This window comes from Undibacterium sp. GW821-FHT07F11, from assembly GCF_059418665.1.
On sequence record NZ_JBWKQH010000010.1, the window covers coordinates 136939 to 163072 of the forward strand.

General features: G+C 50.1%; 23 protein-coding genes. 6 read left to right on the forward strand and 17 right to left on the reverse strand.

Annotated elements, in window-relative coordinates; translation table 11 throughout:
* Positions 1 to 10 precede the first annotated feature (10 nt).
* Genes AC07OI_RS23625 through AC07OI_RS23635 form a run of 3 tightly spaced genes read right to left on the reverse strand, consistent with a single transcriptional unit; the run spans position 11 to position 3105 of the window.
* Positions 11 to 451, reverse strand: coding sequence for a response regulator (locus AC07OI_RS23625; protein ID WP_492705890.1), 441 nt, complete (start codon positions 449 to 451; stop codon positions 11 to 13).
* Entirely contained in the window at positions 448 to 2361 is a 1914-nt protein-coding gene (locus AC07OI_RS23630; RefSeq protein WP_495258912.1) for a PAS domain-containing protein, read from the reverse strand. Before AC07OI_RS23630 ends, AC07OI_RS23625 begins: the two co-directional genes overlap by 4 nt.
* Positions 2362 to 3105, reverse strand: a complete 744-nt coding sequence (locus tag AC07OI_RS23635; RefSeq protein ID WP_495258913.1) for a substrate-binding periplasmic protein — start codon at positions 3103 to 3105, stop codon at positions 2362 to 2364.
* Between AC07OI_RS23635 and AC07OI_RS23640 the strand changes: the two genes are divergently transcribed.
* Positions 3104 to 3247: a hypothetical protein gene (locus tag AC07OI_RS23640; RefSeq protein WP_492705886.1), complete on the forward strand. Its 144-nt coding sequence runs from the start codon at positions 3104 to 3106 to the stop codon at positions 3245 to 3247. The two genes, AC07OI_RS23635 and AC07OI_RS23640, sit on opposite strands and share 2 nt — an antisense overlap.
* 23 nt (positions 3248 to 3270) lie before the next feature.
* On the opposite strand, the gene otnI is transcribed toward AC07OI_RS23640, so the two are convergent.
* From otnI to ubiD, 4 genes are all read right to left on the reverse strand, one after another.
* Positions 3271 to 4065, reverse strand: a complete 795-nt coding sequence (otnI, locus tag AC07OI_RS23645) for a 2-oxo-tetronate isomerase (RefSeq protein WP_495258914.1) — start codon at positions 4063 to 4065, stop codon at positions 3271 to 3273.
* A gap of 10 nt (positions 4066 to 4075) precedes the next feature.
* Positions 4076 to 5035, reverse strand: a complete 960-nt coding sequence (locus AC07OI_RS23650; protein WP_495258915.1) for a bile acid:sodium symporter family protein — start codon at positions 5033 to 5035, stop codon at positions 4076 to 4078.
* A 139-nt stretch (positions 5036 to 5174) separates the two neighbouring features.
* The gene (locus AC07OI_RS23655; protein WP_495258916.1) at positions 5175 to 5660 is read right to left on the reverse strand and encodes an acyl-CoA thioesterase; all 486 of its coding nucleotides are present in this window, start codon (positions 5658 to 5660) and stop codon (positions 5175 to 5177) included.
* 50 nt (positions 5661 to 5710) lie between these two features.
* Entirely contained in the window at positions 5711 to 7195 is a 1485-nt protein-coding gene (gene ubiD, locus AC07OI_RS23660; protein WP_495259055.1) for a 4-hydroxy-3-polyprenylbenzoate decarboxylase, read from the reverse strand.
* 535 nt (positions 7196 to 7730) lie between these two features.
* Here ubiD and AC07OI_RS23665 point away from each other — a divergent pair.
* Entirely contained in the window at positions 7731 to 8633 is a 903-nt protein-coding gene (locus AC07OI_RS23665; protein ID WP_495259056.1) for a transglycosylase SLT domain-containing protein, read from the forward strand.
* Positions 8634 to 8715: 82 nt separating this feature from the next.
* Here AC07OI_RS23665 and AC07OI_RS23670 read toward each other — a convergent pair whose 3' ends face one another.
* The 6 genes from AC07OI_RS23670 to AC07OI_RS23695 all read right to left on the reverse strand — a co-directional run bounded on the left by AC07OI_RS23670 (position 8716) and on the right by AC07OI_RS23695 (position 14327).
* Entirely contained in the window at positions 8716 to 9882 is a 1167-nt protein-coding gene (locus tag AC07OI_RS23670; protein ID WP_495258917.1) for a pyridoxal phosphate-dependent aminotransferase, read from the reverse strand.
* A 103-nt stretch (positions 9883 to 9985) separates the two neighbouring features.
* A complete protein-coding gene (nusB, locus tag AC07OI_RS23675; RefSeq protein ID WP_492705875.1) occupies positions 9986 to 10450 on the reverse strand; it encodes a transcription antitermination factor NusB in 465 nt (154 codons plus the stop codon).
* Between the two features lie 103 nt (positions 10451 to 10553).
* The gene (gene ribH, locus AC07OI_RS23680) at positions 10554 to 11051 is read right to left on the reverse strand and encodes a 6,7-dimethyl-8-ribityllumazine synthase (RefSeq protein WP_110253023.1); all 498 of its coding nucleotides are present in this window, start codon (positions 11049 to 11051) and stop codon (positions 10554 to 10556) included.
* Between the two features lie 100 nt (positions 11052 to 11151).
* The gene (gene ribBA / locus AC07OI_RS23685) at positions 11152 to 12270 is read right to left on the reverse strand and encodes a bifunctional 3,4-dihydroxy-2-butanone-4-phosphate synthase/GTP cyclohydrolase II (protein WP_492705872.1); all 1119 of its coding nucleotides are present in this window, start codon (positions 12268 to 12270) and stop codon (positions 11152 to 11154) included.
* Between the two features lie 168 nt (positions 12271 to 12438).
* Entirely contained in the window at positions 12439 to 13308 is an 870-nt protein-coding gene (locus AC07OI_RS23690) for a PhzF family phenazine biosynthesis protein (RefSeq protein WP_495258918.1), read from the reverse strand.
* A gap of 29 nt (positions 13309 to 13337) precedes the next feature.
* A complete protein-coding gene (locus AC07OI_RS23695) occupies positions 13338 to 14327 on the reverse strand; it encodes an XdhC family protein (RefSeq protein ID WP_492705869.1) in 990 nt (329 codons plus the stop codon).
* A gap of 61 nt (positions 14328 to 14388) precedes the next feature.
* Between AC07OI_RS23695 and AC07OI_RS23700 the strand changes: the two genes are divergently transcribed.
* Positions 14389 to 16005: a peptide MFS transporter gene (locus AC07OI_RS23700; protein WP_495258919.1), complete on the forward strand. Its 1617-nt coding sequence runs from the start codon at positions 14389 to 14391 to the stop codon at positions 16003 to 16005.
* Positions 16006 to 16053: 48 nt separating this feature from the next.
* On the opposite strand, the gene AC07OI_RS23705 is transcribed toward AC07OI_RS23700, so the two are convergent.
* Positions 16054 to 16917, reverse strand: coding sequence for a DUF1653 domain-containing protein (locus tag AC07OI_RS23705; protein WP_495258920.1), 864 nt, complete (start codon positions 16915 to 16917; stop codon positions 16054 to 16056).
* A 486-nt stretch (positions 16918 to 17403) separates the two neighbouring features.
* Between AC07OI_RS23705 and AC07OI_RS23710 the strand changes: the two genes are divergently transcribed.
* The 3 genes from AC07OI_RS23710 to AC07OI_RS23720 all read left to right on the forward strand — a co-directional run bounded on the left by AC07OI_RS23710 (position 17404) and on the right by AC07OI_RS23720 (position 21514).
* Positions 17404 to 18672, forward strand: a complete 1269-nt coding sequence (locus AC07OI_RS23710; protein WP_492705863.1) for an MFS transporter — start codon at positions 17404 to 17406, stop codon at positions 18670 to 18672.
* 158 nt (positions 18673 to 18830) lie between these two features.
* A complete protein-coding gene (locus AC07OI_RS23715; RefSeq protein ID WP_495258921.1) occupies positions 18831 to 21101 on the forward strand; it encodes an OPT family oligopeptide transporter in 2271 nt (756 codons plus the stop codon).
* Between the two features lie 143 nt (positions 21102 to 21244).
* Positions 21245 to 21514, forward strand: a complete 270-nt coding sequence (locus AC07OI_RS23720; protein WP_422952091.1) for a hypothetical protein — start codon at positions 21245 to 21247, stop codon at positions 21512 to 21514.
* A 78-nt stretch (positions 21515 to 21592) separates the two neighbouring features.
* On the opposite strand, the gene flgL is transcribed toward AC07OI_RS23720, so the two are convergent.
* The 3 genes from flgL to flgJ all read right to left on the reverse strand — a co-directional run bounded on the left by flgL (position 21593) and on the right by flgJ (position 26128).
* Positions 21593 to 22819, reverse strand: a complete 1227-nt coding sequence (flgL, locus tag AC07OI_RS23725; protein ID WP_492705859.1) for a flagellar hook-associated protein FlgL — start codon at positions 22817 to 22819, stop codon at positions 21593 to 21595.
* Between the two features lie 8 nt (positions 22820 to 22827).
* Positions 22828 to 25086: a flagellar hook-associated protein FlgK gene (gene flgK / locus AC07OI_RS23730; protein ID WP_495258922.1), complete on the reverse strand. Its 2259-nt coding sequence runs from the start codon at positions 25084 to 25086 to the stop codon at positions 22828 to 22830.
* Between the two features lie 115 nt (positions 25087 to 25201).
* On the reverse strand, positions 25202 to 26128 hold the full coding sequence (gene flgJ, locus AC07OI_RS23735) for a flagellar assembly peptidoglycan hydrolase FlgJ (protein ID WP_495258923.1): 927 nt from the start codon (positions 26126 to 26128) through the stop codon (positions 25202 to 25204).
* Positions 26129 to 26134 lie beyond the last annotated feature (6 nt).

A 26134-nucleotide genomic window follows, 5' to 3' on the forward strand; every position in this document is an offset into this window, starting at 1 on the left:
ATTTGCCTGATTATGATTGGTGCGGATTTTCGTTAATCACCAGCCAATACAAACCCAATTGCTTGATGACTTCGGCAAACTGTTGAAAATCCACTGGTTTGCGTATGTAACTGTTCACACCAAGATCATAACCAGCCGCCACATCCTGCTCTTCCCGCGAAGAAGTCAGGATCACCACCGGCACTCTGTGGGTACGCGGGTCATTGCGTATCTGCCTTAATACTTCCAGGCCATCTACTTTAGGCAACTTCAAATCCAGCAACACCAGCATGGGAGGATTTGCATCTTCTCTATTGGCATAATTCCCCTGGCAAAACAGGTAATCCAGTCCTTCCTGCCCATCCTGGGCAATCACGAGATTATTGGTGATATGGCTTTTCTTGAAGGCGCGTTCGGTCAAGCCTATGTCACTGGGATTATCCTCTACCAGCAAGATGGTTCCTGTACTCATTGAAACTCCTTCAAGGTAAAATAAAATGTCGCCCCTTCGCCTGATGTTGAGTCTGCCCAGATATGCCCACCATGGCGAAAAACAATACGCTGCACCGTCGCCAGACCTATGCCTGTACCGCTGAATTCACTGGCTTTATGGAGTCTTTGAAATACACCAAAAAGTTTGTGGGCATAGCGCATGTCAAAACCCGCGCCATTGTCTTTGACATAGAAGGCTCGCACCTCTGTCTGCGACAATGGTTCTGTTATGTGCACACTGCCAAATGTAATCTGAGGCAGTTCTTTCATTTTAGAAAATTTGGCCGCATTTTCGAGTAAATTAGTCAAAACGACTTCCAGCAAACGTTTATCACCCCAGGCGTGCAAGCCCGGAGCAATGACGAAGTTGTATAGACGCTGCTCATTTGCGCCCTGTTGCGCGTCCTGTATGCGTGCCGCGATGGTCGTCGCCAAATCACTGAGATCAACTTCGCGCATAGTCAGGGCTGCACGGCCTAAACGTGAGAACTGCAACATATCGTCTATCAGCTGCCCCATGCGCTGGCTTTCAGCACGCACCCTTCCCAGATACTCCTGGCCTGTTGCATCCAGTTGCGGGCCATAATCTTCTTGCAGGGCCAGACTCCAGCCATCAATACCACGCAAGGGGCTGCGCAAGTCATGCGATACTGAATATGAAAATGCCTCCAGTTCCTTATTGGCGGTTTCCAGCTGCGCAGTACGTTCCTGCACCTGTTTTTCCATACTGTCGTTGATCAGGCGTAGCTCAGCCCGTGCCAGTTCATTCTCGACCAGCAGCGTGCGCATATCTTCTGCAGCCTTCAATTGCTCACTGATATCAGTATGGGTGCCTATCATGCGCGTAGCTTTACCTTCGGCATTCTTTTCCACTACCATGCCACGCGACATCACCCATTTCCAGCTACCATCCTTGCATAACATTCTTTGTTCTATACTAAAAAAATCTGATTTACCCGATAAATTATTATCCAGTTGAGCAAACGCACGGGCAGCATCTTCTGGATGTGCAAGCCTGGTATAAGTATCAAGAATGCCGGGCAATTCATCTTCGCGATATCCAAGCATTTCTTTCCAGCGTCGCGAATAGACGACTTCATTGGTGACAAGATTAAAGTCCCAGACACCATCGCCAGCACCTTCCAATGCAAATTTCCAGCGAAATTCACTTTCCTGTAAATCTTCAACGAACTGATCAAGACGCTGCTGCATGGCATTGAGCGCACCAACAACTTGTTCAAGCTCGTCCCCTGCTACTCTGGGGCCTGGTTTACGCTCAAGCTGCAATTTTCCTGCCTTGCTGCCTGCAAACAGGCGATCTGAAAACAAAGCGATTTTTTTTAAATGCCGCCCCACCATGTATTGAAACAGCATGAGGATAAACAAGGACACCAGGAAAGTCTTGATGGTCTGGGTAATCAATATCACCACCACCTTGTCGCGCAAGCGTTGATAAACACCTTCCAGATTGGCGACGATCAGCACGCTACCTATATGAACCTGATTTTGCCTGTGGATGAAGTTAAGCGGGAATTCATGGCGTATGACGTGCGTGCTGATGGCTTGCCCTGCCCTGGCAACGAGTGCCCCGTGATCGGTACGCACTTCGGCATATTGCATGTCAGGTAATCTCAGGATGCCGTTCAGTTGCAGCTCCAGGTCACGTACACTGGTCACCCACAGGCTGGATGACAAACTTTCTTCATAGCTGGATTGTATCTGCGTCATCTGCGCTTCTATATCGCTGACTTCCCGCTTATAGTCTATTGCCAGCTGAAATACCGTAGACACCAGCGTCACCACAGAGCTGAACATGAGGATGGCAATCGCTATCCTGCGCCCCAGACTATTGGCGCCGCTTCCACCCAGATTGCGTATCAGTGAGCGCATTCAAGCACCGGCTATGGGCTGATAGCGTTTTAAAACTGAATCAAAAATCCGCTTATGAGTACCATCCTGTTTCATCTTGCGGATTTCTTCAGCCAGCCTGGGTACCAGTGCCTCATGTTTCTTGTGGAGGTATAAAAACCAGTCACCCTCAACAAAAGCCGGCTCCATGATCTTGATGTCCTTGAGTCCCAGGCTCTTGATGAAATGCAAACCTTCCAGTTTTTCTATCACCGCAACATCTATCCGTCCTTTATCCAGCATGGAAAACAATTGCGTACCCGTTTCCAGTTTGAGCAAGGACCGGGTATCAACGATATTCCGTTCAAGAACTTTCCAGCCTGTGAGTATGCCTACGTCAAAAGGCTTGAGACTATCAGCGCCTGTCACAGTAAAACTGGGTTTGCGGGTAAACACCACCATTTGATAAAACATGACGGATTCTGGCACGCGCACAAGATTCGGGTAAGTCTTATCTATACCCAGGACGCGCGAGACATCACCATCATCAATACCATTGTTAACATTGAGCAGACTGCGCTCAGCCGACATAGGCTGGATATCGACCTTGAACCCTACGCGCTTGAATAACTCAGCGTAGAACAGGTCAAGTACGCCATCGCGCCCAGGGGAAGTAATTGGTGCAAAAAAGGGGGTATTTAATACCAGCGTAGTTTCTGCATGAACGGAACTGGCCAGCATCAGCCCCAGCATGACTGACAGCCAGATTTTGATACGGATACTCATGATCGCCTCCAATGCACTTCAAGGAGTAAGAGAACCACAAAAGCTGCTTGCTTTGATCACTTTCCGCCGTTTTCATGCCACTGTCAATGCATCTTCAAATGACTGTGGCAAAGCTGATTTTCGCGGCAATTCAGCATATTAAATAAGCATATCAATTCGATATATTTATCCGCGTAACCAAGGAGCCAACCAGCCCAAGCCGGCACTGGTTCCTGCTTTAGGACGGTACTCACAGCCTATCCAGCCTGGATAGCCAAGCTCATCAATCAAATCAAACAGGTAGGGGTAATTCACTTCCCCTACATCAGGTTCATGCCGGTCCGGCACACCGGCTATCTGTATATGACCTATGCCGGCATGCTTGCGTGACATATCGCGGCGCAGCTTGGTGGCAACATCGCCTTCCACGATCTGACAATGATAGATGTCAAATTGCACACGCAAATTCTCTACACCAATTTCCTGGCAAATCTCTTGCGCCTCATCTTGCCGGTTCAAAAAATAACCCGGAATGTCCCGTGTATTGATGGGTTCAATGACGATGGTGATACCTTCCCGCGAGGCCAGCAAGGCAGCATAGGCCAGATTGCGTAAATAGACGGCACGGTGTCTTTCCCTGTCTTGCTCAGGCTGTATCAATCCAGCCATGACGTGCAAATGACGGTTACCCAGGATGCGCGCATAATCAAGTGCAGTATCAAAGGCTTGCTTGAACTCTTCTTCCCGGCCAGGCAGAGATGCGATACCACGTTCGCCCAACGCCCAGTTGCCTGGCGAGGTATTGAACAAGACTTGCTCCAGTTCATTTGCATTGAGCAAGCCTTTCAATTCAGTCGCGGCATAATCGTAAGGGAACAAATATTCGACCGCCCTGAAGCCATCTCTGGCAGCAGCGGCAAAGCGCTCAGTAAAAGCTAATTCGGTATACATCATGCTGAGGTTGGCAGCAAAACGTGGCATGTCTGACTCCTTATCTTTTAGCGTAATGTTGCGCCATGAAGGCACATACCATCAACTGTAGCTGATGAAACAGCATTAGTGGTAATAAGACCATACCAACCGCATGGCTGGCAAATAAAACTTTGGCCATGGGCACACCACTGGCAAGGCTTTTCTTTGAGCCACAAAACACGATCGTGATTTCATCTTCCTTGCTGAATCCAAGACGGCGGCTGATGATGGTTGTCAGACTCATGATGATCGTTAGCATCACGGCGCTGATACCCAACAAACTTGCCAGCATCAAAGGTGGTAACTGCTGCCACAATCCCTGCACTACTGCTTCGCTGAAAGCGACGTAGACCACCAGCAAAATTGAGCTTTGATCCACCATGGTCAGTGTGCTGGCATATTTTTCCAACCAGGCTTGCAACCAGGGCCGCGCCAACTGTCCTGCGATAAAGGGTAATAATAATTGATAAACAATTTTCAACATCGCATCCAGTGACGAATGACTCTCACCATGTGCGACGACAACCATGCCGACCAGTAATGGGGTCAGGAAAATTCCCAGCATATTACTCAATGAGGCACTGCAAATGGCAGCAGGCACATTGCCACGGGCTACGGATGTAAATGCAATTGACGATTGCACGGTCGAGGGCAGTACACATAGAAAGAGTATGCCTACATAAAGTTCTGGTGTAACCAGAGACAAGAGTAAGGGCTTTAATGTCACGCCCATAAGAGGGAAGATGGCAAAAGTAAATGCCATCACCAGCAAATGCAGACGCCAATGAGTAAGACCAGCCAGCACGGCCTGACGCGACAACTTGGCCCCATGCATAAAAAACAGCAAGGCAATCATGCCGACAGACAAATGATCAAAGCCTGATGCGACCACCCCGCGTGCAGGAAACAGGCTGGCCAGAGTGACCACGCCTAACAGCAGCAAAGTCATGTTGTCGGGTAAAAAACGCGGGCGTTTCATGTGGGGAAAGCAAGAAATAGAGGTAATTGATTGTACTTGAATAATGCACCTTACTTGCCAGCATGTAGATGCTGCCCTGTAAAGCGTAGTCTGAGTCCAACAAATGCCTGGCTTAATGCCACCTCCCCTGAATTGCCGCTTACAGAGATGGAACCACCGCCGGTAAATAGATATCGCAAAACTCTGCAGGCATGCGGCGTGCCCGGCCACTGCTAAGCTCTATGCAGACCAGATTCCAGCGCCCCCTGAGTACGGTGGCACTATCGCTATCGCGTATCAATTGAAATCGCCGGTCCATGGTGAGTTTGCCATCGCTGGCAAACAGCCATGTCGCCAGCGTCAGCGATTCGCCAAGCAAGGTTGGCAAGACATAATCATATTCACCACGCCTGATGGCCATGGCGCGGTCCAGGCGATGGTAGTCTGCGAGATTCAAGCCCAGCGCTTCAGAATGACCCCATGCGACTTCTTCACACCAGCGTACATAGACTGCGTTGTTAGTGTGATTCAAACCATCGATATTACTTTCTTGCGGCTTCACTGCTCGCGTGAACGGTTGCGGATAATCCCAAACCATGGAAATACCTGAAGTCTCTAAAGCCCCTGAAGCATTTAATTCAGTCATATATATACACGCAAAAATTTAATCGCTAAAACACAGTGTTTACAAACCAATCACAAGCCCAGTTCTTGCCAGATCTGGTCTACCTTGGTTTTGACTTCCGGCGTCATCTCTATGGTCGTACCCCACTCACGGCTGGTCTCACCTGGCCATTTATTGGTGGCATCTATACCCATCTTGCTGCCGAGGCCGCTGATGGGCGAAGCAAAATCCAGGTAATCAATCGGCGTATTATCCACCAGCGTGGTATCGCGCAAGGGATCAACGCGGGTAGTGATCGCCCAGATGACTTCTTTCCAGTCACGGATATTGACATCTTCATCCACGACGATGATGAACTTGGTATACATGAACTGGCGTAAAAAACTCCAGACCCCGAACATGACGCGCTTGGCATGACCCGCATAAGCCTTCTTCATTTGCACCACTGCCATACGATAACTGCAACCTTCTGGCGGCAAATAAAAGTCCGTGATTTCACTGAACTGTTTTTGCAACAGAGGGATGAAGACTTCATTCAGCGCCACCCCCAGTACCGCAGGTTCATCTGGCGGTTTACCTGTATACGTAGAGTGATAAATAGGATCACGACGCATGGTGATGCGGTCTATGGTAAAGACCGGGAACCAGTCTTTCTCATTGTAATAACCGGTGTGGTCACCATACGGTCCCTCCAGCGCATGCTCATAGCCGCTAGGGTGATTTTCATCAGGATAAATATGCCCCTCCAGCACAATTTCGGCTGATGCTGGCACGCGCAATTCACTGCCGATTGCTTTTACCAATTCGGTACGGCTGCCACGCAAGAGACCGGCGAACTGGTATTCAGACAAACTGTCTGGCACCGGCGTCACTGCGCCTAATATAGTCGCCGGATCTGCACCCAGGGCAACGGCGATGGGATAAGGTTTGCCTTTATTGACGATGCCATGTTCACGGAAATCCAGCGCACCACCGCGATGTGCCAGCCAGCGCATGATGACTTTATTGTGGCTCAAAACCTGCTGTCTATATATACCCAGATTCTGACGCTTTTTATTGGGGCCTTTGGTAATCACCAGACCCCAGGTGATCAATGGCGCAACGTCGCCAGGCCAGCAATGCTGTATGGGTAAACGGGCGAGATCAACGTCATTGCCTTCCCAGACTATTTCCTGGCATTTGGCGCCGCGCAGTTCTTTTGGTGACATATCCCAGACGGCTTTGACCAAAGAACCCATGCCCATGATTTCTTTAAAACCCTTGGGAGGTTCCGGTTCTTTCAATGCCGATAAAACATGGCCTATCTGGCGCAATTCGCTCAGGTTTTCTGCCCCCATACCAAGTGCTACGCGACGTGTCGTTCCAAATAAATTACCCAGTACTGGTATGGTATGACCAACAGGTTTGGTGAATAAAAGAGCCGGACCTTCGGTACGCAAAGTGCGGTCACAAATCTCGGTCATTTCCAAATGTGGTGAAACAGGCAAGTCCACCTGTTTAAGTTCGCCTTTTTCTTGCAATTGGGAAATAAAATCTCTCAAGTCAGAATATTTCATCATTTTTCGCTTTTTCGTATCTCTGCACTAGTCGCACTAGCAATTTCTGCCAAGTGCTTGATTTTATTGAATTTTGCTGCATTGCAGCACAAATCATAAGACATAAAAGTAATTACTTTCCTGTTTGATAGTGTTGACTTGATATAAAACCGCCCCTACAATTCGCCCAACTTGATGAAGAGGTTAATGACTTCCGCCACTTTCGACACAAAGAGAGTTTCGCCAAACGGTAACATCATTCACGGGGATCGGGCCCCAACATAACATTGTAAGGATTGTTTTCAAAAGGCGTCTGCCTTATCCCGAAAAAAGTTGTTTGTCACTGGACACACCATGAACAGGTTCGACGGACCTGATTTGACAAACGGCTCCGGCGTCTCACGATCACACTTGTGACGGGGACGATGTTTCTGATTCGCGGAAGTACGCACTGTGTTTGGCTTTTAAGTAAGTTGAATGACGCATCGCGAAGATTCAGGAGGTAAGAATGTTTCAACGTTTTATTTTAGCTGTACAACAAAGTAGTTTTTCTTCAATGGACATGCGCAAAGCGCTCTCCATGGTAGCGCGTGATACAACCAGTGGCTTATTCACCACCCTGCGCAACCTGCTGACACTCGCTGGCATCATTGCAATGACCGTTTTGGTCACGATGTATGTCAAACCTGAACTTACCGACAAATTCAAAGGTTTGTCACCCTATGCTGAAGCAGGCGAAGAGCCCGCGGAAGCCGTAGCAGCTATACCAGCACCTAATCTTGCCCATTTGATGCAAGCACCAGGCCAGGCTGATTCTGACAGCAATTTGCAAAAAACAAGCACATCTGAAGAAGAAGCAAAAATGATGGGCAACACACGCCAGCAACAATGGGTAACCACCTGGCTGGCCAAACGCTACCGCGTGGCTACCGATGCTACCAACATGCTGGTATCTGCAGCTTATCTGACCGCCAAGGAAATCAAGATTGATCCTTTGCTGATTCTGTCTGTTATGGCGATAGAATCCGGCTTGAATCCTTTTGCTGAAAGCCCGGTAGGAGCGCAAGGCTTGATGCAAGTTATGTCAAAAGTACATCACGACAAGTTTCAGGATCTTGGTGGCGTTAAAGCCGCCCTGAACCCTGTTGCCAATATCCGAGTTGGTGCTTTGATATTGAAAGACTATGTCACCCGTGGTGGCTCTGTTGAAGCTGGCCTGAAGATGTATGTAGGTGCAGCCGATGCCGACAATGATTCTGGTTATGGCGCCCGTGTATTGAATGAATACAAGCGCCTGAAAGATGTATCAGCAGGTAAAAATGTGCCTACCTTCTTTAGTGCCCCTGCACCAGCACCTGTGCAAGCCCGTCCTATCGAAGCGGCTCCGGTACACAAGCCTGATGCTACAGAAGCTAAATTGACAGTAGAAACGAAAAAAGACCAGGTCGCAGCACTGTAATCCTGCTCGTTCCTGTTCTTTTGAAAAAGCCACCTGAATTTTGATCAGGTGGCTTTTTCACTTCCTGACGCCCCTAGCATAATTATCTGTGAGCCAGGAACTTCTTCAACCTTGCAACTGCTTCCTGCAAATTCTCCAATGAATTGGCATACGACAGACGCACATACGATGTCGCTGTCGCTGGACCAAAATCCAATCCCGGCACGATCACCACACCGGCTTCGTTCAACACCTGTTTGGCAAAAGCATCTGCATCGTCAGTAAATCTGGAACAATCGGCATATACATAGAATGCACCATCGGGCATAACTGGAATACCAAAGCCAAGCTCACGCAATGCTGGCACGATGTAGTCACGGCGGCGCTTGAATTCTGCCTTGCGCTCTTCATAAATGGCGATAGTCGCAGGCTCGAAGCAAGCCAGGGCAGCATACTGTGCAATCGAAGACGGACAGATGAACAGATTTTGCGCCAACTTTTCCAGTGCAGGCACGATACGCTCAGGCACCACCAGCCAGCCAAGACGCCAACCCGTCATATTGAAATATTTGCTGAAGCTATTGATGACGACCACATCCTCATCCAGCGACAGGGCAGAAAATGGTGCGCCATCATAAGTCAGTCCCTGATAAATCTCATCAACGATGCTGAAGCCACCCAATTCTTTTACTGCAGCGACGATCTTGCCCAGTTCTTCATGCTCAATGGACGTGCCGGTAGGATTCGATGGAGAAGCCAGCAAAACGCCGCTGCTGCGTCCATCCCATTGCTGGCGGACGATTTCTTCAGTCAGTTGAAAGCGGTGGTCAGGCCCGCTGGCGATGAGTTTTGCCCTGCCCTCAAATGCCGCAACAAAGTGGCGGTTGCAGGGATAGCAAGGGTCAGGCATCAGCACTTCCCTGCCCGGTTCGACCAGCGCGGCACATGCCAGTAGCAAGGCAGCCGATGCTCCAGCCGTCACAATAATGCGGGAAGCTGGCACGTCAAGACCAAACACATCACGGTAGTGCTGCGATATCGCCGTGCGCAATGCAGGTAAACCCAGGGCAGAGGTATATTGCAAACGCCCTGCTGCCATGGCCTTGGCGGCAGCATCGATAACCGCTTGCGGAGCTGTAAAGTCTGGCTCGCCTATACCCATATGAACGAGATGACGGCCCTGCTTTTCCAGTTCTGCCGCCATTTTCATGAGTTCCATCACATGAAAAGGGGCGATATTGTCCAGTCTTGCTGCGAGATTTTGATGCATGGCACTTCCTAAAAACACAGGCTAAAAAAAAACCGCCTTATTTATCTTTCAAAATAAGGCGGTAGATACTTTTACAAATATGGTCAGTAACTTAGTCAGTAACTTATTTACCCGCTGCAACCTCAGTCGCACGCAGTTTTGCTGCCAGCTTGTCGAGTACACCATTGACATACTTGTGACCATCCAGACCACCAAAGGACTTGGTCAACTCTACCGCTTCGTTGATGACGACGCGATAAGGGATTTCTATGTGGTTCTTCAATTCATAGGCACCGATCAGCAAGGCCGCATGTTCGATCGGTGACAATTCCGCAATACTACGATCGATCAAGGGCGCAATTTGCTCGCGCAATTCTATGGATTGTTTGATAGCACCATGCAGCAGGGAGTCAAAATGCTCTCTGTCAGCCTTGTCAAAACCGTGAGCTTCACGGATATGAGCTTCAATCGCGCCGGAATCTTCATTATTCAGCAGCCATTGGTACATGCCCTGCAAGGCAAATTCGCGCGCCCTGTGGCGTGGCGAACGGTTCTTGCTGGGATTGGCGTGTTGGGTTTTATTATTCATATCTTCTCTTACTTAATTTACTTAATACAACTGGCGATCATCTACTCTGGCTCAAACTTGCGCTTCAACTGATTTAAGCACAAGTTGAACCTGAACAAGACGATCAGGCATCATAGTGCACGTCTTCTGTAGCTTCTGCCAGTTCTTCCAGGGCCAGGGTCAGGTTGGCCATTTCTACGGCAACGCGGGCGGCATCGCGGCCTTTTTCCTGCATGCGCACTTCAGCCTGTTCATCATTTTCTGTGGTCAGGATGGCATTGGCGATAGGGATGCCAGCATCCAGGCCCACACGGGTAATACCTGCACCGGATTCATTCGATACCAACTCGAAATGGTAGGTTTCACCACGGATGACTGCACCCAGGGCGATCAGGGCATCGAACTGATTGGTTTCTGCCAGTTTTTGCAAGGCCAGCGGCACTTCCAGTGCGCCGGGCACAGTTACGTGCAGGATGTCTTCATTGAGTACGCCCAGCAATGACAATTCAGCCAGGCAGGCATCCAGCAAACCCTTGCCGATATTGTCGTTAAAACGCGCCTGTACGATACCCACACGTACGCCTGCGCCATCCAGATTTGCTTCGTAATGTCCAACGGTCATAATATTCTTTCTTGCGTTTTTCGCGCCTGATGTGATGTGAGTGATGAAAATGCACTAAAAAGACCGCTGGTGACACTGCTGCGGCCCGGCACTCTCATCCTTATTTGTCTGCGCACGGCTTATCGAGATACCCAACAACTTCAAGATTAAATCCTGTCATGGACGGCATCTTACGTGGATTGGCCAGCAATTTCATCTTGCCCACGCCCACATCCTTCAAAATCTGTGCACCTATGCCATAGTTACGCAAGTCCATGCGTGCGGCACGGCCTGCTGGCTTGGTTTCTGGCGTATCGAGTGCCTTGAATTGGTCAAACATCTGCTCGGCAGTTTCTTCGCAATTGAGCAGGACGATGACGCCAGAATCTGCCTTCTTGATAGCTGCCATGGCCGCCGCGACATTCCATGAATGCGTGGTAGCCTGGCTTTCCAGCAAGTCTATGATCGATACCGGTTGGTGCACACGTACCAGTGCTTCTTTTTCACGGCTGATATCGCCATGCACCAGCGCCAAATGGGCAGACCCACTGGGCTTGTCGCGATACACCAGGGCCTTGAAGCTGCCATGCACGGTATGCATTTCACGCTCGGCCACGCGGTCAACTATGCTCTCTGTCTGGCTGCGATAATGAATCAGGTCGGCAATCGTCCCTATCTTCATATCGTGTTCTTTGGCGAATTCGATCAAATCAGGCAGGCGGGCCATGGTGCCGTCATCCTTCATGATTTCGCAAATCACGGATGCCGGTGTCAGGCCAGCCAGTTCTGCCAGGTCGCAACCGGCTTCGGTATGGCCAGCACGCATGAGGACGCCGCCTCTTTGCGCCTTCAGCGGGAAAATATGGCCAGGCTGGACGATGTCAGCAGCAGTGGACTTCTTGTCAACAGCAACCTGTACCGTGCGGGCACGATCAGCGGCTGAGATACCGGTGGTCACGCCTTCTGCTGCTTCTATCGACACCGTAAAGTTGGTGCCAAAGGAAGTACCGTTGCGGCTGGTCATCATGGCCAGGTTCAACTGATCGCAACGTTCTTCTGTCAAAGTCAGGCAAATCAGGCCACGGCCAAACTTGGCCATGAAATTGATGGCTTCTGGTGTGACAAACTCGGCAGCCATGATCAGGTCGCCTTCGTTTTCTCTATCTTCTTCATCAACCAGTATCACCATGCGGCCAGCGCGCAATTCGGCAACGATTTCCTGGGTAGTAGACATGCTCATAGGGGAATATCCTGAACCGGGCCACAGACGCAAAATCTTAGGGCCACTGGTTTTTCAGTGCAAATGAATGAAGTCGCTATTTTAAAGGATTTACGCCTGCTCTTCCCGTGCTTTATGTCTATTTATATGCTGTTCAGCTTGATTTAAGTCCGATTCAGAAGAATTTTTCTAGATTTGCAGCTGGCCTTGTGCAATTTCTATCACTTTGCCACCTACCCGTATACTCCTGTCAGTTGCCACATCCAGGTAAAGCTGGCATGGACGCCTGACTTGTGCACCCTGGGCTATGCGCATGCTGATGGGTAAATCACGCCCCTGATGCTGCCACCAGCCTCCCAGGTTGGCACAGGCAGAACCTGTGCCCGGGTCTTCGGCAAAGCCGCCGCCCTGCCTGGCAAAGAAATAACGCGCCGTTACGGACAGGCGCTCATCCCCTGCCACAGGCTCATCAAAGGCAAATACATAGACAGACTTGCGCCCCAGACTATTGGCAGGCCAGACAGGCAGCTTGCTGGCATCTGGCGCGGCACGTAAAACTGCATCCATTGAATTCAAAGGTAGCAGCATTTGTTCGCTACCAGTGTTGATCCACAGCGGCACAGAATGAATATCGCTTTCATCCAGCCCAAGCAAAGAAGCTGCTTGCGCGGCAGAAAGGCCACTGGCTTTGACCACAGGTTCGCCTTTGTGCGGTGTGGTCAGTGTCCAAATGCCATTCTCAAGACGCAGATCGACCAGGCCCGCCTTGCACTCAAGCGTAATCTGGCTGGAATTACTGGGGCTGCCAACCACCTGCGCCGCACCCAGGCTGGGGTGCCCAGCGAAAGGCATCTCTGTATCTGGCGTAAAGATGCGCATTCTTGCAGTAGCAGTTTCTGAGGGCAATACAAACACAGTCTCAGACAAATTGAATTGCAGGGCCAGGGCCTGCATTTGCTCATTCGACATGCCTGTGGCATTTTCAAATACACAAAGTGGGTTACCGCCAAGAGTTTCTTCTGCAAACACATTCAAGAGGCGAAAAGCGTAGTTAGTCATCGTTTTTTCACTATTCTTTCTTCAAAAAATCAGGCAAGCGTGGATTTGGCATGGGCGACATTCACTTCTGCAGGCAGCAGTATGCGGTTTTTTACCGCCGTCAATTCAGCCAGTATGGAAATCGCAATCTCTGCCGGGGTCTTGCTGCCTATATATAAGCCTATGGGGCCATGGAGTTTTGCCAGTTGTTCGTCATTGAGATCAAACTCTTTTAGTCTCTCACGTCGTTTGGCATTGTTAATGCGCGAGCCTATGGCACCGACATAAAAAGCATCGGACTTCAAAGCCTCCATCAGCGCCAGGTCATCAAGCTTGGGGTCATGCGTCAGGGCGACCACGGCACTGCGGCTATCCAGCTGCATTTCCAGCACCAGGTCGTCGGGCATGGCATGAATCAGTTGCACACCTTCGACTTTCCAGCCGCTGCGGTATTCTTCACGCGGGTCGCAAACCGTGACCTGATAATCCATGCCGACTGCAATACTGGCCAAAAAGCGTGACAACTGCCCTGCCCCTATGATGAGCAAGCGCCAGCGCGGCCCATGCACTGTTATCAAAGCTTCATCAGTAAACTGTAATTGCTGGCCCGGATCAGCCTTTGCGAGTGTCACCTCCCCGGTGCGCAAATCCAGGCGTCTGGCCAGCAATTCATGTCTTTGCAGGCCCTGCAGCAAGGCATCAAGCTGGCTGCGTGCAGATAAAGGTTCTATTGCCAGTTCTATCGTGCCGCCACAGGGCAGGCCAAAACGGTGGGCTTCATCCGCGGTAATGCCGTAGGTGACTATCTCTGGCAAATGACGCTGCATGCCTTCACGCTGTACTCTTTCTATCAAATCGTCTTCTATGCAACCGCCAGAGACAGAACCTACTACCTGGCCATTGCCTGCAATAGCCAATGTCGCGCCTTCGGGCCTTGGGCTGGAACCCCAGGTCTTGATGACAGTGACCAGTTCGCAGGGCTGCCCCGCCTTGATCCAGGCGTCACAGGTTTTGAGTACTTCGAGATCTATGCTGTCCATTGCTTGCTATGTTTTCCTGTTATCTGGCTGTGATGTGAACTTATTAATGAGTCATTTTCGCATGATTTTGACTTTGACCTTTCTCATAGAAATTATCTATACAAATTGTCTTATTTCCAGCATTTCTTTGCATTACAATGCCTGCCAGACCACCACTCTGGAGACTACCTTGTCCACCATCAAACAAAGACTGGCTGCCGTACCCGAAGGCGCAGGCGCACTTTTTTTCATACAGATTTTCGCCACCCTGGGTTTTGCCGTACTGTATTCCACCCTGGTGCTATATGCCACCAAGAAGCTGGGCTTCACCGCCAAGGATGCCACGGCCATCATGGGTGTGTTTGGCGCTTTCAATTATGGTCTGCATTTGTTTGGTGGTTATCTGGCCGGTCGTTTTATCAGCAACCGCAACCTGTTTGTTGGCGGCATGATCTTGCAAGTGATAGGCTGCGCGACTATCTCCATGGGTACGTCGGCGACAATGTACTGGGGTCTGGCTTTCTTTCTGACGGGCAGTGGCCTGAACGTCACCTGCCTGAACCTCATGCTGACGCAACGCTTCAAGCCTGAAGACAATCGCCGTGAAAGCGCCTTCCTGTGGAATTATGCAGGCATGAACCTGGGCTTTTTTATTGGCTTCACCGCAGCCGGTTATTACCAGTTGCAAGAGGACTATGCCAGCCTCTTCATCTTCGCCACCATAGGCAATTTCATGGCCATCGTGCTGGCAGCGGTTAACTGGCGCAGGTTATGCGATCTGAACACAACACTGCTGGATGCAACGGCAAACCAGTTCCGCATGCGTTTCATGGTGGGACTGGCTGTTATGGTTGGCCTTGTGCCGCTGGTTGAATTCATGCTGCACCGTGCAGAAATGACAGGTAACCTGGTCATGATCATCAGCATCGCGATTGCAGTTATCTTCATTATCCTGACTGCCATCCACAAAGAACCACGCGAACGCAATAATATGACGGCCTATGTCTTGCTGACCATAGGTTCACTGGTATTCTGGACACTGTATCAAATGGCCCCGATGGGTTTGCAACTGTTTGCGGTCAGTAATGTAGATCGCATGGTCTGGGGTTATGAAGTTGCGCCGCAATGGATACAGAATATCAATAGCTTTGTCATCATGTTTGGCGGCCCACTGATGGCGATGCTGTTTGACAAGCTGCGTGCCAAGGGCTGGAATATTGATATCCCGCGCCAGTTTTCTGCTGCACTGATTATCATCGGCCTTGGTTTCCTGGTTCTGCCCATAGGTATAGCAACTGCTGCCAGCAATGGCCTGGTGGCTTTCAAATGGATATTCATCAGCTACATCCTGCAAAGTATTGCTGAGCTGCTCATTTCACCTATCGGTTATGCCATGATAGGCAAACTTGCACCGCGCCAGTATCAGGGCGTGATGATGGGCACCTGGATGTTGGTAACAGGCACAGCATCTATCCTGGCCAGCAAATTTTCAGGCCTGATACCTGAAGCGACCGAGGGTCTGGCCTCATCCACCAATCCAACCTATAACTACATCTTCTCCTTGTTGGGCTGGAGTAGTGTCGGCGTGGGCATCGTCCTCATCATTCTGATCCCTGTCTTGCGCAAACTGATTACCGATGGACCTGCCAAGGAGGCATCGGCAGCAGCAAGCCCGGTTGCACAGGCAGAACCGGCATAACAAGAAAAGCGACAGGCAAGGCGGGCACAATGAAATGTGCCCGCTTTTTTATTCCTTGATGGGAGTGAAGCGCATGACTTCTGCGCCATTGATCAGCAGCATTTCAAAAAAAACGGACCTGGGTCTGGTCCAGATGGAACCATCATGGGCGCGATAAACAATGACAGGGCTTAAGTCAGATTCTTGCGTTGCCTCACACACCAGTTCATAAATCCCGCCTTTGTAGTGGCGAAAACGTTGCACACCCTTGGTTTTTATCAAAGGCACGGGGGCAGCATCAGCAGCAATCTCAGCCGCTCGGTGCTTTTTCAAAAATGCTGGCACCTTTACCGCTGCCAGCTTGTTAATATCCTGCAGCAGGCGCGGGTCAATTGTGGAATAGCCATAACGCTGTCCCAGCTCACTGGCAATACGCAGCATCAGGGTAGATGCCACTTCCGCATCTGCTTCTGCCCTATGGGCAGAACCTTTGAAACGTATGCCCATGGAAGCTGCCAATGGCCCCAGTGAATAAGTGCTCAAACCAGGGAAGACTCTGCGCGCCAGTTTGACGGAGCAAATCACGCCATCATGGGCAGGCCATAAACCCAATCTGTCACTCTCGGCCAATAAGAATTTTTCATCAAAACTGGCGTTATGGGCAGCCAGTGTATCAGTGCCAATAAACTCCACGAGTTCAGGCAATACTTCAGATACTGGCGGTGCCTTATCGACCATGGCCTGGGTAATGCCTGTCAATTCAGTAATAAAGTAAGGAATACGCACATTGCTGTTGATAAGGCTGACGTAGCGGTCAACTATTTCACCACCGACGATGCGCAAGGCTGCCACTTCGGTAACGCGCCCTCCCTGGTCTGGTGACATGCCGGAGGTTTCAAAGTCAATCATGACTACAGGTTTTTCAAACATCATATTTTTTTCACTAGCGGGAACTTATGAAGAGCAATACAATCTATCTGTACTGCGCGTCAATAAAAATCTATGACGCTCCTTAATTTTCATTCACTTTCAACCCTCAGGACTCGGGTAAATGCACTTTCAAACTACAGCGTCACTAGTAACACCGTGGTGCAACCAGGCTTTTCAGCACTGGCGACGTAGCTTTGCGCATGCCCCAAGCCCCATTAAGTTCGAATAGTCCGAATAGTACAAATATTTAGACCAATTCGACTAATCTGCGCTATTCGCCAGATGCTCCGATGATACGGTAGTAGTCGCTGACCCAGTTTGCTCAGCTATACCAAGCCAAATCAGGCATTAGTTATCATCCATCTTTGCTTTTTGCTACATCCTGGTTGCGCATAGACGCCCAGACCTGTGTACTGCTATTCATCTCGTCAAGAATAAAGACACGGGCAAATTATTGTATTGCTCATCATGAAAAATAAAATTTTAGACATGTTTTCACTCCCGGAACGGGATTTATTACGCGATCTTGTCTATCGGCGTCTCTGGACTTCGATACTGATCAGCTCATTTGGTGCCCAGGTCACCATGCTGGCGCTGCCATTGACTGCAGCTATTTTGCTGCACGCCAGTGCCACACAGATGGGCATGCTGACCTTCATGGAGATCCTGCCTTTCGTCTTGCTGTCGCTACCTTCTGGCGTCTGGCTGGACAGGGTACGCAAGCTGCCGGTTTATGTAGTCGGCGAAATCATGATCTCCATTTCGGTCGCCAGCGTGCCTGTGGCCTGGTGGCTGGGTTATCTGAACATGACATGGTTATATATAGTCGGCTTCATGATAGGTATGGTCAACACCACGGCAGGTACGGCTTCCCAGATCGTGCTGACACAGATCGTGCCGCGTGACCGACTGGTGGAAGCACATGCAAAAAATGCCCTGGCAACCTCTGGGGCTGAAGTTGCAGGCCCTGCCACTGCCGGCGCATTGATCAAACTGCTAGGTGCACCAATAGCCTTGCTGGCTGATGCTATCTTGCTGCTGACATCAGCCGTGATCTTGCGCGGCATCCATGTGAATGAAGTCAGGGAACCACGTGCAGACGCGCATTTCTGGCGTGATTTGAAAGCTGGTTTATCCTTTGTTGCCAATAAGCCTTTGCTGATTGCACTGGCACTGACAGTAGGTGGCTGGCAGCTTTGCTATAACGCTGCGCTGGTCGTGCAAATCCTGTTTGCCACGCGTGAACTGGGTTTATCTGAACAGGCAGTTGGTCTCAGCTACATGGGCATGGGTGTGGGTACCATTATCGCCAGCGTGTATGGCAGCCGCATCAGCCGCAATATCGGGCCAGGCCCCTGCATGGTGCTGGGTGTGGCAGTCTGCGGCCTGGGCTGGGGTTTGCTGGCTTTGGCACCTGCCAATAACTGGGGTATCGCTGCATTTGGCTTCATGCTGATGTGCTTCTCCATAGGTGGCGTGCTGATCTTTATCAACTTCCTGGCTTTGCGCCAGGCAGTTACGCCAGAAGCCATGCTGGGCCGCATGACCAGTACCATGCGCTGGCTGATATTGATACCGGCAGGGCCTGGGGCCTTGATAGGTGGCTGGCTGGGTGAGCATATGGGTTTGCGCTATGCGCTGGGTTTTGCAGGTGTGGCGGCCTTGCTGCTGGCAACATTAGCGGCAAAAAACCCGATTATTCGCGGCATCACGGTCTTGCCACGCCTGAGTAAACAAGAGGAGATGCAACAAGTTTAAGGATGGCATTGCAAACAGGCTGAAAAAAGCGTGATAATGCGCGAATATTTATGTTTTTTCATCGATCCCCCTCAGGAGACAGAGGGGGATTGTTTATTCGCTGCGCTGAAATGGATCACCCTCTTATTCAGCTTTTTTGACAACAAATAGGTAGACCAATGCCAACAGAAATGTCAACGCCTGCTGCCAAGCCGGACTCAGGGTTCAAGCCCTATATCCCTGCCTCAGCCCATCTCCCCGAAATGACCGCAAGAGCCCTGATCATGGGTGTTCTGCTTGGTATGGTTTTCGGTGCATCTTCATTGTATCTGGTACTCAAGGTCGGTTTGACCGTCAGTGCCTCGATACCGGTAGCCGTGATAGCCATCACCCTGTTCCGCCTGGGCAATAAACTGGGCGCGAAAGATGCCAGCATTCTGGAAAACAGTATTACCCAGACCGCTGGTTCTGCTGGCGAATCCCTGGCATTTGGCCTCGGTGTCACCATGCCAGCCATCCTGATCCTGGGTTTTGACCTGGAAATTTCCCGCGTCATGCTTGTCGGTTGCCTTGGTGGCTTGCTCGGCATTTTGCTCATGATCCCCATGCGCAGAACCATGATCGTTGAAAAGCATGATGAACTGAAATACCCTGAAGGCACCGCCTGTGCCGAGGTCTTGAAAGCAGCAGCAACCGACGCGTCCCGCGAAGCTGCTGGTGAAAAAAACAATCCAAATGCAGCAGATGATGCCAGCAAACGTGCTGCGATTATCTTTGGCGGCTTTGGTATTGGTCTCCTGTACAAGATCGCCAACGTTGCACTCAAAGGTTGGAAAGACACGCCTGAAGTTGTATTCGGTGCTCCACTCAAAGGTGGTTCACTGGGTGCTGAAGTATCTCCTGAATTGCTGGGTGTAGGCTATATCATCGGCCCGCGTATTGCTTCGGTCATGGCAGCCGGTGGTGTCATGTCTTACCTCTTGCTGATACCGATGATCAAGTTCTTTGGTGATGCATTGAGTGTGCCACTGGCTCCCGGAACCAAGCTCATCAGTGAAATGAGTTCACATGATGTGCGCGGTGCTTATATCCTGTACATAGGCGCTGGTGCGGTTGCGGCTGGTGGCTTGATCAGCCTCATGCGTGCAATGCCTACTATCTGGCGCAGTCTGTCGGCTGGCTTGTCTGGCCTGGGCAAAGGTGCTGCGGCCGCTACTGCGCCATTGCGTACTGATCAGGATATCCCGATGAAGTGGGTAGTGATTGGCGCGCTGGCCATCATCGCTGTTATTACATTTGCGACACCGCTGCACATGAATTTCCTGGGTGCCTTGTTAATTCTGGTATTCGGCTTTCTGTTTGCTACGGTCTCTTCCCGTTTGACGGGTGAGATAGGTTCTTCTTCCAACCCCATCTCTGGCATGACGGTAGCAACCCTGCTGTTCACTTGCCTGATCTTCCTGATCATGGGCTGGACTGGTGGTCAATACTATGTCACTGCCCTGTCTGTCGGCGCGATTGTCTGTATCGCTTCCAGCAATGCCGGTACCACCTCACAAGATTTGAAAACCGGTTACATCGTCGGTTCCACGCCACGTTTGCAACAGTATGCGATTCTGGCTGGTGCTCTGTCTTCTGCCCTGATTCTTGGCCCTATCCTGTTGAAGTTGAATGACTCCGGCACTGTCTATGTACCAGCAGCGCAAGTTGCCCCGGCTCTGCAAACAGATGCATCGAAATTGACGGACACTGCACAACTGCAAGGCCCGCAAGCTGATACAGACAAAGGCACATATAAAGTCTGGCACAAGAATGACAATGTTGGCGGCCCTGCCGGTAAGTACTTTGTCGACAATGCAGGCAAGGCAGTCTATCTGGTTGACCCGGGTATCAATGGTGCTTACAACAAACGCCCTGACGGTACTGAAGTCAAGAAATACGATGCACCGAAAGCCGTACTGATGTCTTACATCATCAAGGGCATCCTGGACAGACAATTGCCCTGGACCCTGGTCCTGTTTGGCGTGATGATTGCGCTGGTACTGGAAATGGCGGGCATCCCATCGCTGGCCTTTGCAGTTGGTGTGTATTTGCCGCTGTCATCCTCTGCTCCGCTGTTTGTCGGCGGCATGATACGCTGGGCAGTAGATCGTCGTAACAACAAGCTGGAACATAATAAGCATCTCAGTGAAGAAGAGAAACAGGCGGCGGGTGACCGCAGTTCCGGCGTCTTGCTGTCATCTGGTTATATTGCAGGCGGCGCACTGGCAGGTATTGTGATTGCATTCACGGCGGGTATCCTGACCGATTTTGACAAGAAAATCGGTGACTGGGCTACTGCAAACAATCCTTTCTTTGAAGGTGCCAATGCGAATGCCCTGTCCATGATTCCTTATGCGCTGATTGCCTTTGCCCTGTACTGGGTTGCGCGGGAAAAGAAAACTTCCTGAGCATAGGATGCAGGACCAAATTTGAAACCTGAAGCGTAAAATGAAAGGCTTGATTGCTTGAAACAATCAAGCCTTTTTATTTTGCCTGCTGCAGAATGGCAGAGACCAAGTACAATATCCAAAATAATTTATCGGAAATAGCCATGTCTGCACCTCAAGCCGCTGTCGATTGCAAGAACCAACCCGTCGTCGTGGGCGATATCGTCCGCGTGGTCAATCTCGACAAAAGATTTATCAAGAGCTTCCCTGAAGATGAACGTATCCTGATTGAATCAATGATAGGCCAGTTCTTCAAGGTCATCGCCATGGATGAAGAAGGCGCGCCCTGTGTCGTGCGCGAATGGCATGACGAGCGTGGTATCATGCAAACCCATGTGATAGCGCTTGATGCAGAAGACATGGAAAAAATTTAAGCATCAGGGTAAAGCATCAACAAAAAAGCAGCCCCAGGCTGCTTTTTTGTTTTTAAACTCGAATCACCCAATAAACAATCAACGAATATAGTCAAACAATGATAATCCGGATGTTTTGACAAATGATTGCTGTGCCGCCTGCAAGGTAGTTTGCTGTTGGTTGAGTTCAGTAATCGCCTTGGCATAATCAAGATCTAGCAAGGCAGATAAATCCTGCTTGAAGGCGACGCCCTTGGCGTCACCCTCGCTGTCCAGGTCATCAATTTCCTTCAGGCTGGTACCCAGCTGGGCACGTACTGTCAGCACATTATTCAAAGACTTGTCGACATTATTATTACCTTGAGTCAAAGCGGCATTCAGGTCTTTTTTTGCTGCAGCCGTATTGGCAGGCGTATTCAAGGCATTGATGATGTCAGTGACAGTTTCAAAAATATTCTGATTACCTGGCTGCACCGAGAATTTATCGCCAGGGCCAGGTGCAACTACCGGTGGGCCACCAGCGTTGGTGACATTCAAATCTATGCCATCAAAGGTAACCGTCCCGCCGCTGACATAAGGTGTCAATGGAACCACCACATTACCCGTGGTTTTATTTGTCACGGTAAATGAAGTACCCAGATTATCAAACGCAACTTCGTAGTTATTACCTGTCAGATTTGCTGAAGTCGGTACATTGATCGTCGCATTTGCCACCGCCAACCCGACATTGGAAGGATTGGACTGCACATTGAACTGACCAGCCGAAGTGCGGATATTTTGAAAAATATCTGTGCCGGGGCCACTGATAGGTATTTGCCTGGAAGTATCTGCCTGGATAAATCTCTGCCCCTGGTCGCCATTATAAGCAGCGCCACCAGCTACTTTTGTATAAGGCGCTGTCGTTGTATTGAAACCGGAAAACAGATAATTACCCGTGCCATCGGTAGAGTTGGCCAAGCCAAACAACTGGTCAAGATTGCCCTGCAATTGCTGGGCTATAAATCCACGTTCAGTATCTGTATAAGAACCATTACCGGCCTGGACAATCAGCGCCTTGATATTGTGCAGCGTATCAGTGACATTGCCCAAAGCACTTTCAGCTGTACTGAGATTATTTTTGGCGGCTTGACGATTAGTCGCAAACTGCGTATTGATGGAATCTGACTGCGAAATAACCAGCGCACGTGCGGACGCGATAGGATCATCTGCCGGGGTTAGAATACGACGACCTGCAGCAATCTGTTGCTGGGTCTTGTTCAAGCCGACCTGCAGATCACTGATGCTGGCGCCGCCGGATTGATAAATAGTGCTGGTACTGATACGCATGATTACCTCTATCTGCCCAACGCCAACAAGGAGTCAAACAATGTACTTGCAATTTGCATCAGCTTGCCTGCTGCCTGATAGGCTTGCTGATAACGTAATAAATTTGCTGCTTCTTCATCCAGGTTCACGCCGGATTCTGATTGTTGGGCCGTGATATTCTGGGCCAATAATTTTGTTTCAGAGGCATTGGTAATTTCCAGCTCATGAGCCTTGTTACCCACCAGGCTGACAAACTGGGCATAGCCGCCCTGGAAAGTCGTAGTACTGCCACCGACAGTATTTTTAGTTTGCAAATTACTCAAAATAACCGCATTGCGGTTATCACCAGAGCCATTGGTGTTCGGGGCTACGTTAAACACATCACCATTGGCTGGATTGCCGGAAACAGAAAAACTGATGCCGTTATAACTAATGGTAGACCCCGAGGTATAAGGAACTGCCGTGCCTGCCGGATAGGTAGTCGATACACTGCCATTGGTCACAGTGACATTGGTAGTAGCAGGAAAACCGGTAAGTGTATTACCAGCCGAGTTATAGGTCAGCGTACTTGCCGCTACCGGCAAAGCTGCTGCCAGGGTAAAAGTGTCGCCATTGGCTGGTGGTGCTGCACCATCCTTGATCGCAAAGCTGATACCGCTAAAACTGATGGTTGCCCCACTGGTGTATGGCACTGTGGCTGGTGGCGGGTAAGTGGTCGTGACAGCACCAACTTTGACGGACACCGTTGCACCTGCCGGAAAGCCGGAAATCGTATTCGCTGGCGAGGCAAAGGTCAGGTTGACTGGTGCGGCCAAGGTTGAGCCCAGGAAAGAATCATCGGTAGTCGCAGGCCCTATAGTGGCAGTAGCAGAGTTACTGGCAGAGGATACCTGCGAATTGGCAACACCAACGCTGATCTTGCCACTGCCTGTATTGGTCGTGGGGAAAGATGTCGTTAAAGGCGCTGCCGCTGCCAGTTTGGCAGGATCTTGAATAGTCACTGCAAAAGTGGAACCACCAGCCGCTGTCGGCCTGATCAAAAATTCATCGCCAGCCGCTGGCACAGCCGCCGCAGGTGGTGGTGCTAACTGAAAGTTAATGCCATCAAATTTCAAAGGCAGGGTCGCGGAAGACTGCGTCGCGCCATCCGACAAACGGGTAATTTTATAATTGCCACCTATAAACTGCAGACGATAATCGCTGGTAGTCAAGGCTGAGGTATCGGTAATGGTGGCATTAATACTGGCTGTGGAAGTATTCAGGGCACTCGGGGTAGTCACAGGGCCTGCAACACTAAAGAAATTACCACCAACCTGCCCATTTAAATCCAGGCCAAGCTTTTGCTGATTATTAAACTGTGTGGCAAGACCTATCGCTATCCGGCCTATGCTGTTTTGCGCAACATCCAGCGTGCTGGCACGAAAATCGAATAGACCACCCAGCTTGCCGCCAGCAAAACTGTTTTCAGGCAATAAGACTGGCACACCATTGGCCAGGTAAGACACTTCTGTACGAGTGGGATCCGTCAGAGACTGGCTCACTGCCAGCTGATTGACATTGCTACCGAGTACAAGTGGCTGACCATTACCAATGAAGACATTGTATTTTGCGCCCTGTGGCACCACGCTGACCTTGGTCAGCTTGCTCAATTCAGTAACGATCTGATCTCTCTGGTCAAGCAAATCATTCGGGCCACTACTGCTGCTTGATATACCTTGTGCTTTCTCAATAGTATCATTCAGGTTCGCCAGCTGTGCCGCGTAGCTATTGATGGCACCAACTGTCGTACCGATCTGACCATTGACGTCAGCAGCAATCTGGTCGAGACGTGTTTGCAGACCATTCAAACGCCCGGCCAGCGATTGTGCAGATGACAAGGCAGCCTGACGCGCCGCAGCACCTGCAGTACCATTAGGGCTGGCTGCAAGGTTTTGAAATGCTTTGAAAAAATCCTGCAATGCGGGGGTTACACCTGCTGTCGGATCGGCAACCAGGTTATTGATCTGGCTGATTTGAGTGAGATACACGTCCGCCTGGTTTTTTGCAGACTGAGAAGCATTAACCTGACCAGCAAGAAAAGAATTGTATTGGCGCTGTATCTGGGTAACAGATACACCTTGCCCGATAAATGAACCACCAAGATTTTGCGGCTCATTCGCAGCCTGCAATATAGTTTGACGATTGTAACCGGGTGTTGATGCATTGGCAATATTGTGACCGGTCGTCGTAATACCCAGTTGCGCTGCATTCAGTGCAGATAGCCCAATGCCAAATATATTTGAACCCATAATTGAACCTGCTCTTTTGCTAAGTTATACACCCAGTGCTTTCAATCATGTTTTCGGTGCGTTTCTGCAAAACTTTAATCTGATTGCACTTTCACTGGGGAAACTTATGTTGGAATTATGTTGAAAGGGAGTTTTTGATGATCTTTGTTAACTTATTGGCATACTCAGGATCAGTGGCATAACCAGCTTTTTGCAAACCCTGGGCAAAGCTTGAAGCATCTTTGGCATTAGCCATCACGTTTTCATAACGTGGGTTTTTCGTGATCAATTTGGCATAGTCTTTAAATGCATCAGCATAAGTATCGTAAGCCTTGAACTTCTCTACCCTGCGTTGGGCTACACCATTCACGTATTCAGTTGTTACAGCGTCAACTGTCTTGCCTTTCCAAGCTTTGGTTGCTTTCATGCCAAAGATATTGTGACTGCTGGAACCGTCAACAGTTTTAATTTCACGACGTCCCCAGCCGCTTTCCAGCGCTGCCTGGCCCAGCATGAATTTTGCCGGGATACCAGTTTCCTGGCTTGCCTGCTCTGCATGCACGGCCAGTTTTTCCTGGAATTCACGTATATGGTTAGGTCCAGTATAGGCAGTTTTTGGCGCATTCGCTGGCATTTGCTCAAACTTGAGGTTATCCAGGTAAGTGTTGATGCCACGCATGCTGGCAGAACTACCAAGATTAGCTATCGTATCGCCACTGGCAGACTTGCTGCCGGTATCTCCCTCAAGGGCCTGATTCATGGCATTGTTCGACAATTGCCTGACCAGCACATCCGCCAGGCCTACGCCTTTCTTGGCCATGGTCTGTGACAGTTGCTGATCCAGCATGGAGGTGTACATGCGACTTTGTTCACTGTCAAAGAGACCGTCCTGGCCACCTGCCTGACGCATGGACTTCAGCATCATGTTCATGAACAGTGCTTCAAACTGCTGGGCAGCACCCTTAATCGCTTCAGGCGAATTATTCCTGGCCGACTGCTTGAGCTCGTCAAGACCTTTGCTGTCGAAGGCTGTTTTATCGGTGAAATCGGTGCGCCCTATCATCACGAT

Coding starts and splice junctions, on each gene's coding strand:
- AC07OI_RS23625 (WP_492705890.1), bottom strand. CDS start 451: ATGAGTACAGGAACCATCTTGCTGGTAGAGGATAATCCCAGTGACATA.
- AC07OI_RS23630 (WP_495258912.1), bottom strand. CDS start 2,361: ATGCGCTCACTGATACGCAATCTGGGTGGAAGCGGCGCCAATAGTCTG.
- AC07OI_RS23640 (WP_492705886.1), top strand. CDS start 3,104: ATGATCGCCTCCAATGCACTTCAAGGAGTAAGAGAACCACAAAAGCTG.
- AC07OI_RS23635 (WP_495258913.1), bottom strand. CDS start 3,105: ATGAGTATCCGTATCAAAATCTGGCTGTCAGTCATGCTGGGGCTGATG.
- otnI (WP_495258914.1), bottom strand. CDS start 4,065: ATGCCACGTTTTGCTGCCAACCTCAGCATGATGTATACCGAATTAGCT.
- AC07OI_RS23650 (WP_495258915.1), bottom strand. CDS start 5,035: ATGAAACGCCCGCGTTTTTTACCCGACAACATGACTTTGCTGCTGTTA.
- AC07OI_RS23655 (WP_495258916.1), bottom strand. CDS start 5,660: ATGACTGAATTAAATGCTTCAGGGGCTTTAGAGACTTCAGGTATTTCC.
- ubiD (WP_495259055.1), bottom strand. CDS start 7,195: ATGAAATATTCTGACTTGAGAGATTTTATTTCCCAATTGCAAGAAAAA.
- AC07OI_RS23665 (WP_495259056.1), top strand. CDS start 7,731: ATGGACATGCGCAAAGCGCTCTCCATGGTAGCGCGTGATACAACCAGT.
- AC07OI_RS23670 (WP_495258917.1), bottom strand. CDS start 9,882: ATGCATCAAAATCTCGCAGCAAGACTGGACAATATCGCCCCTTTTCAT.
- nusB (WP_492705875.1), bottom strand. CDS start 10,450: ATGAATAATAAAACCCAACACGCCAATCCCAGCAAGAACCGTTCGCCA.
- ribH (WP_110253023.1), bottom strand. CDS start 11,051: ATGACCGTTGGACATTACGAAGCAAATCTGGATGGCGCAGGCGTACGT.
- ribBA (WP_492705872.1), bottom strand. CDS start 12,270: ATGAGCATGTCTACTACCCAGGAAATCGTTGCCGAATTGCGCGCTGGC.
- AC07OI_RS23690 (WP_495258918.1), bottom strand. CDS start 13,308: ATGACTAACTACGCTTTTCGCCTCTTGAATGTGTTTGCAGAAGAAACT.
- AC07OI_RS23695 (WP_492705869.1), bottom strand. CDS start 14,327: ATGGACAGCATAGATCTCGAAGTACTCAAAACCTGTGACGCCTGGATC.
- AC07OI_RS23700 (WP_495258919.1), top strand. CDS start 14,389: ATGATTTTGACTTTGACCTTTCTCATAGAAATTATCTATACAAATTGT.
- AC07OI_RS23705 (WP_495258920.1), bottom strand. CDS start 16,917: ATGATGTTTGAAAAACCTGTAGTCATGATTGACTTTGAAACCTCCGGC.
- AC07OI_RS23710 (WP_492705863.1), top strand. CDS start 17,404: ATGTTTTCACTCCCGGAACGGGATTTATTACGCGATCTTGTCTATCGG.
- AC07OI_RS23715 (WP_495258921.1), top strand. CDS start 18,831: ATGCCAACAGAAATGTCAACGCCTGCTGCCAAGCCGGACTCAGGGTTC.
- AC07OI_RS23720 (WP_422952091.1), top strand. CDS start 21,245: ATGTCTGCACCTCAAGCCGCTGTCGATTGCAAGAACCAACCCGTCGTC.
- flgL (WP_492705859.1), bottom strand. CDS start 22,819: ATGCGTATCAGTACCAGCACTATTTATCAATCCGGCGGCGCCAGCATC.
- flgK (WP_495258922.1), bottom strand. CDS start 25,086: ATGGGTTCAAATATATTTGGCATTGGGCTATCTGCACTGAATGCAGCG.
- flgJ (WP_495258923.1), bottom strand. CDS start 26,128: ATGATAGGGCGCACCGATTTCACCGATAAAACAGCCTTCGACAGCAAA.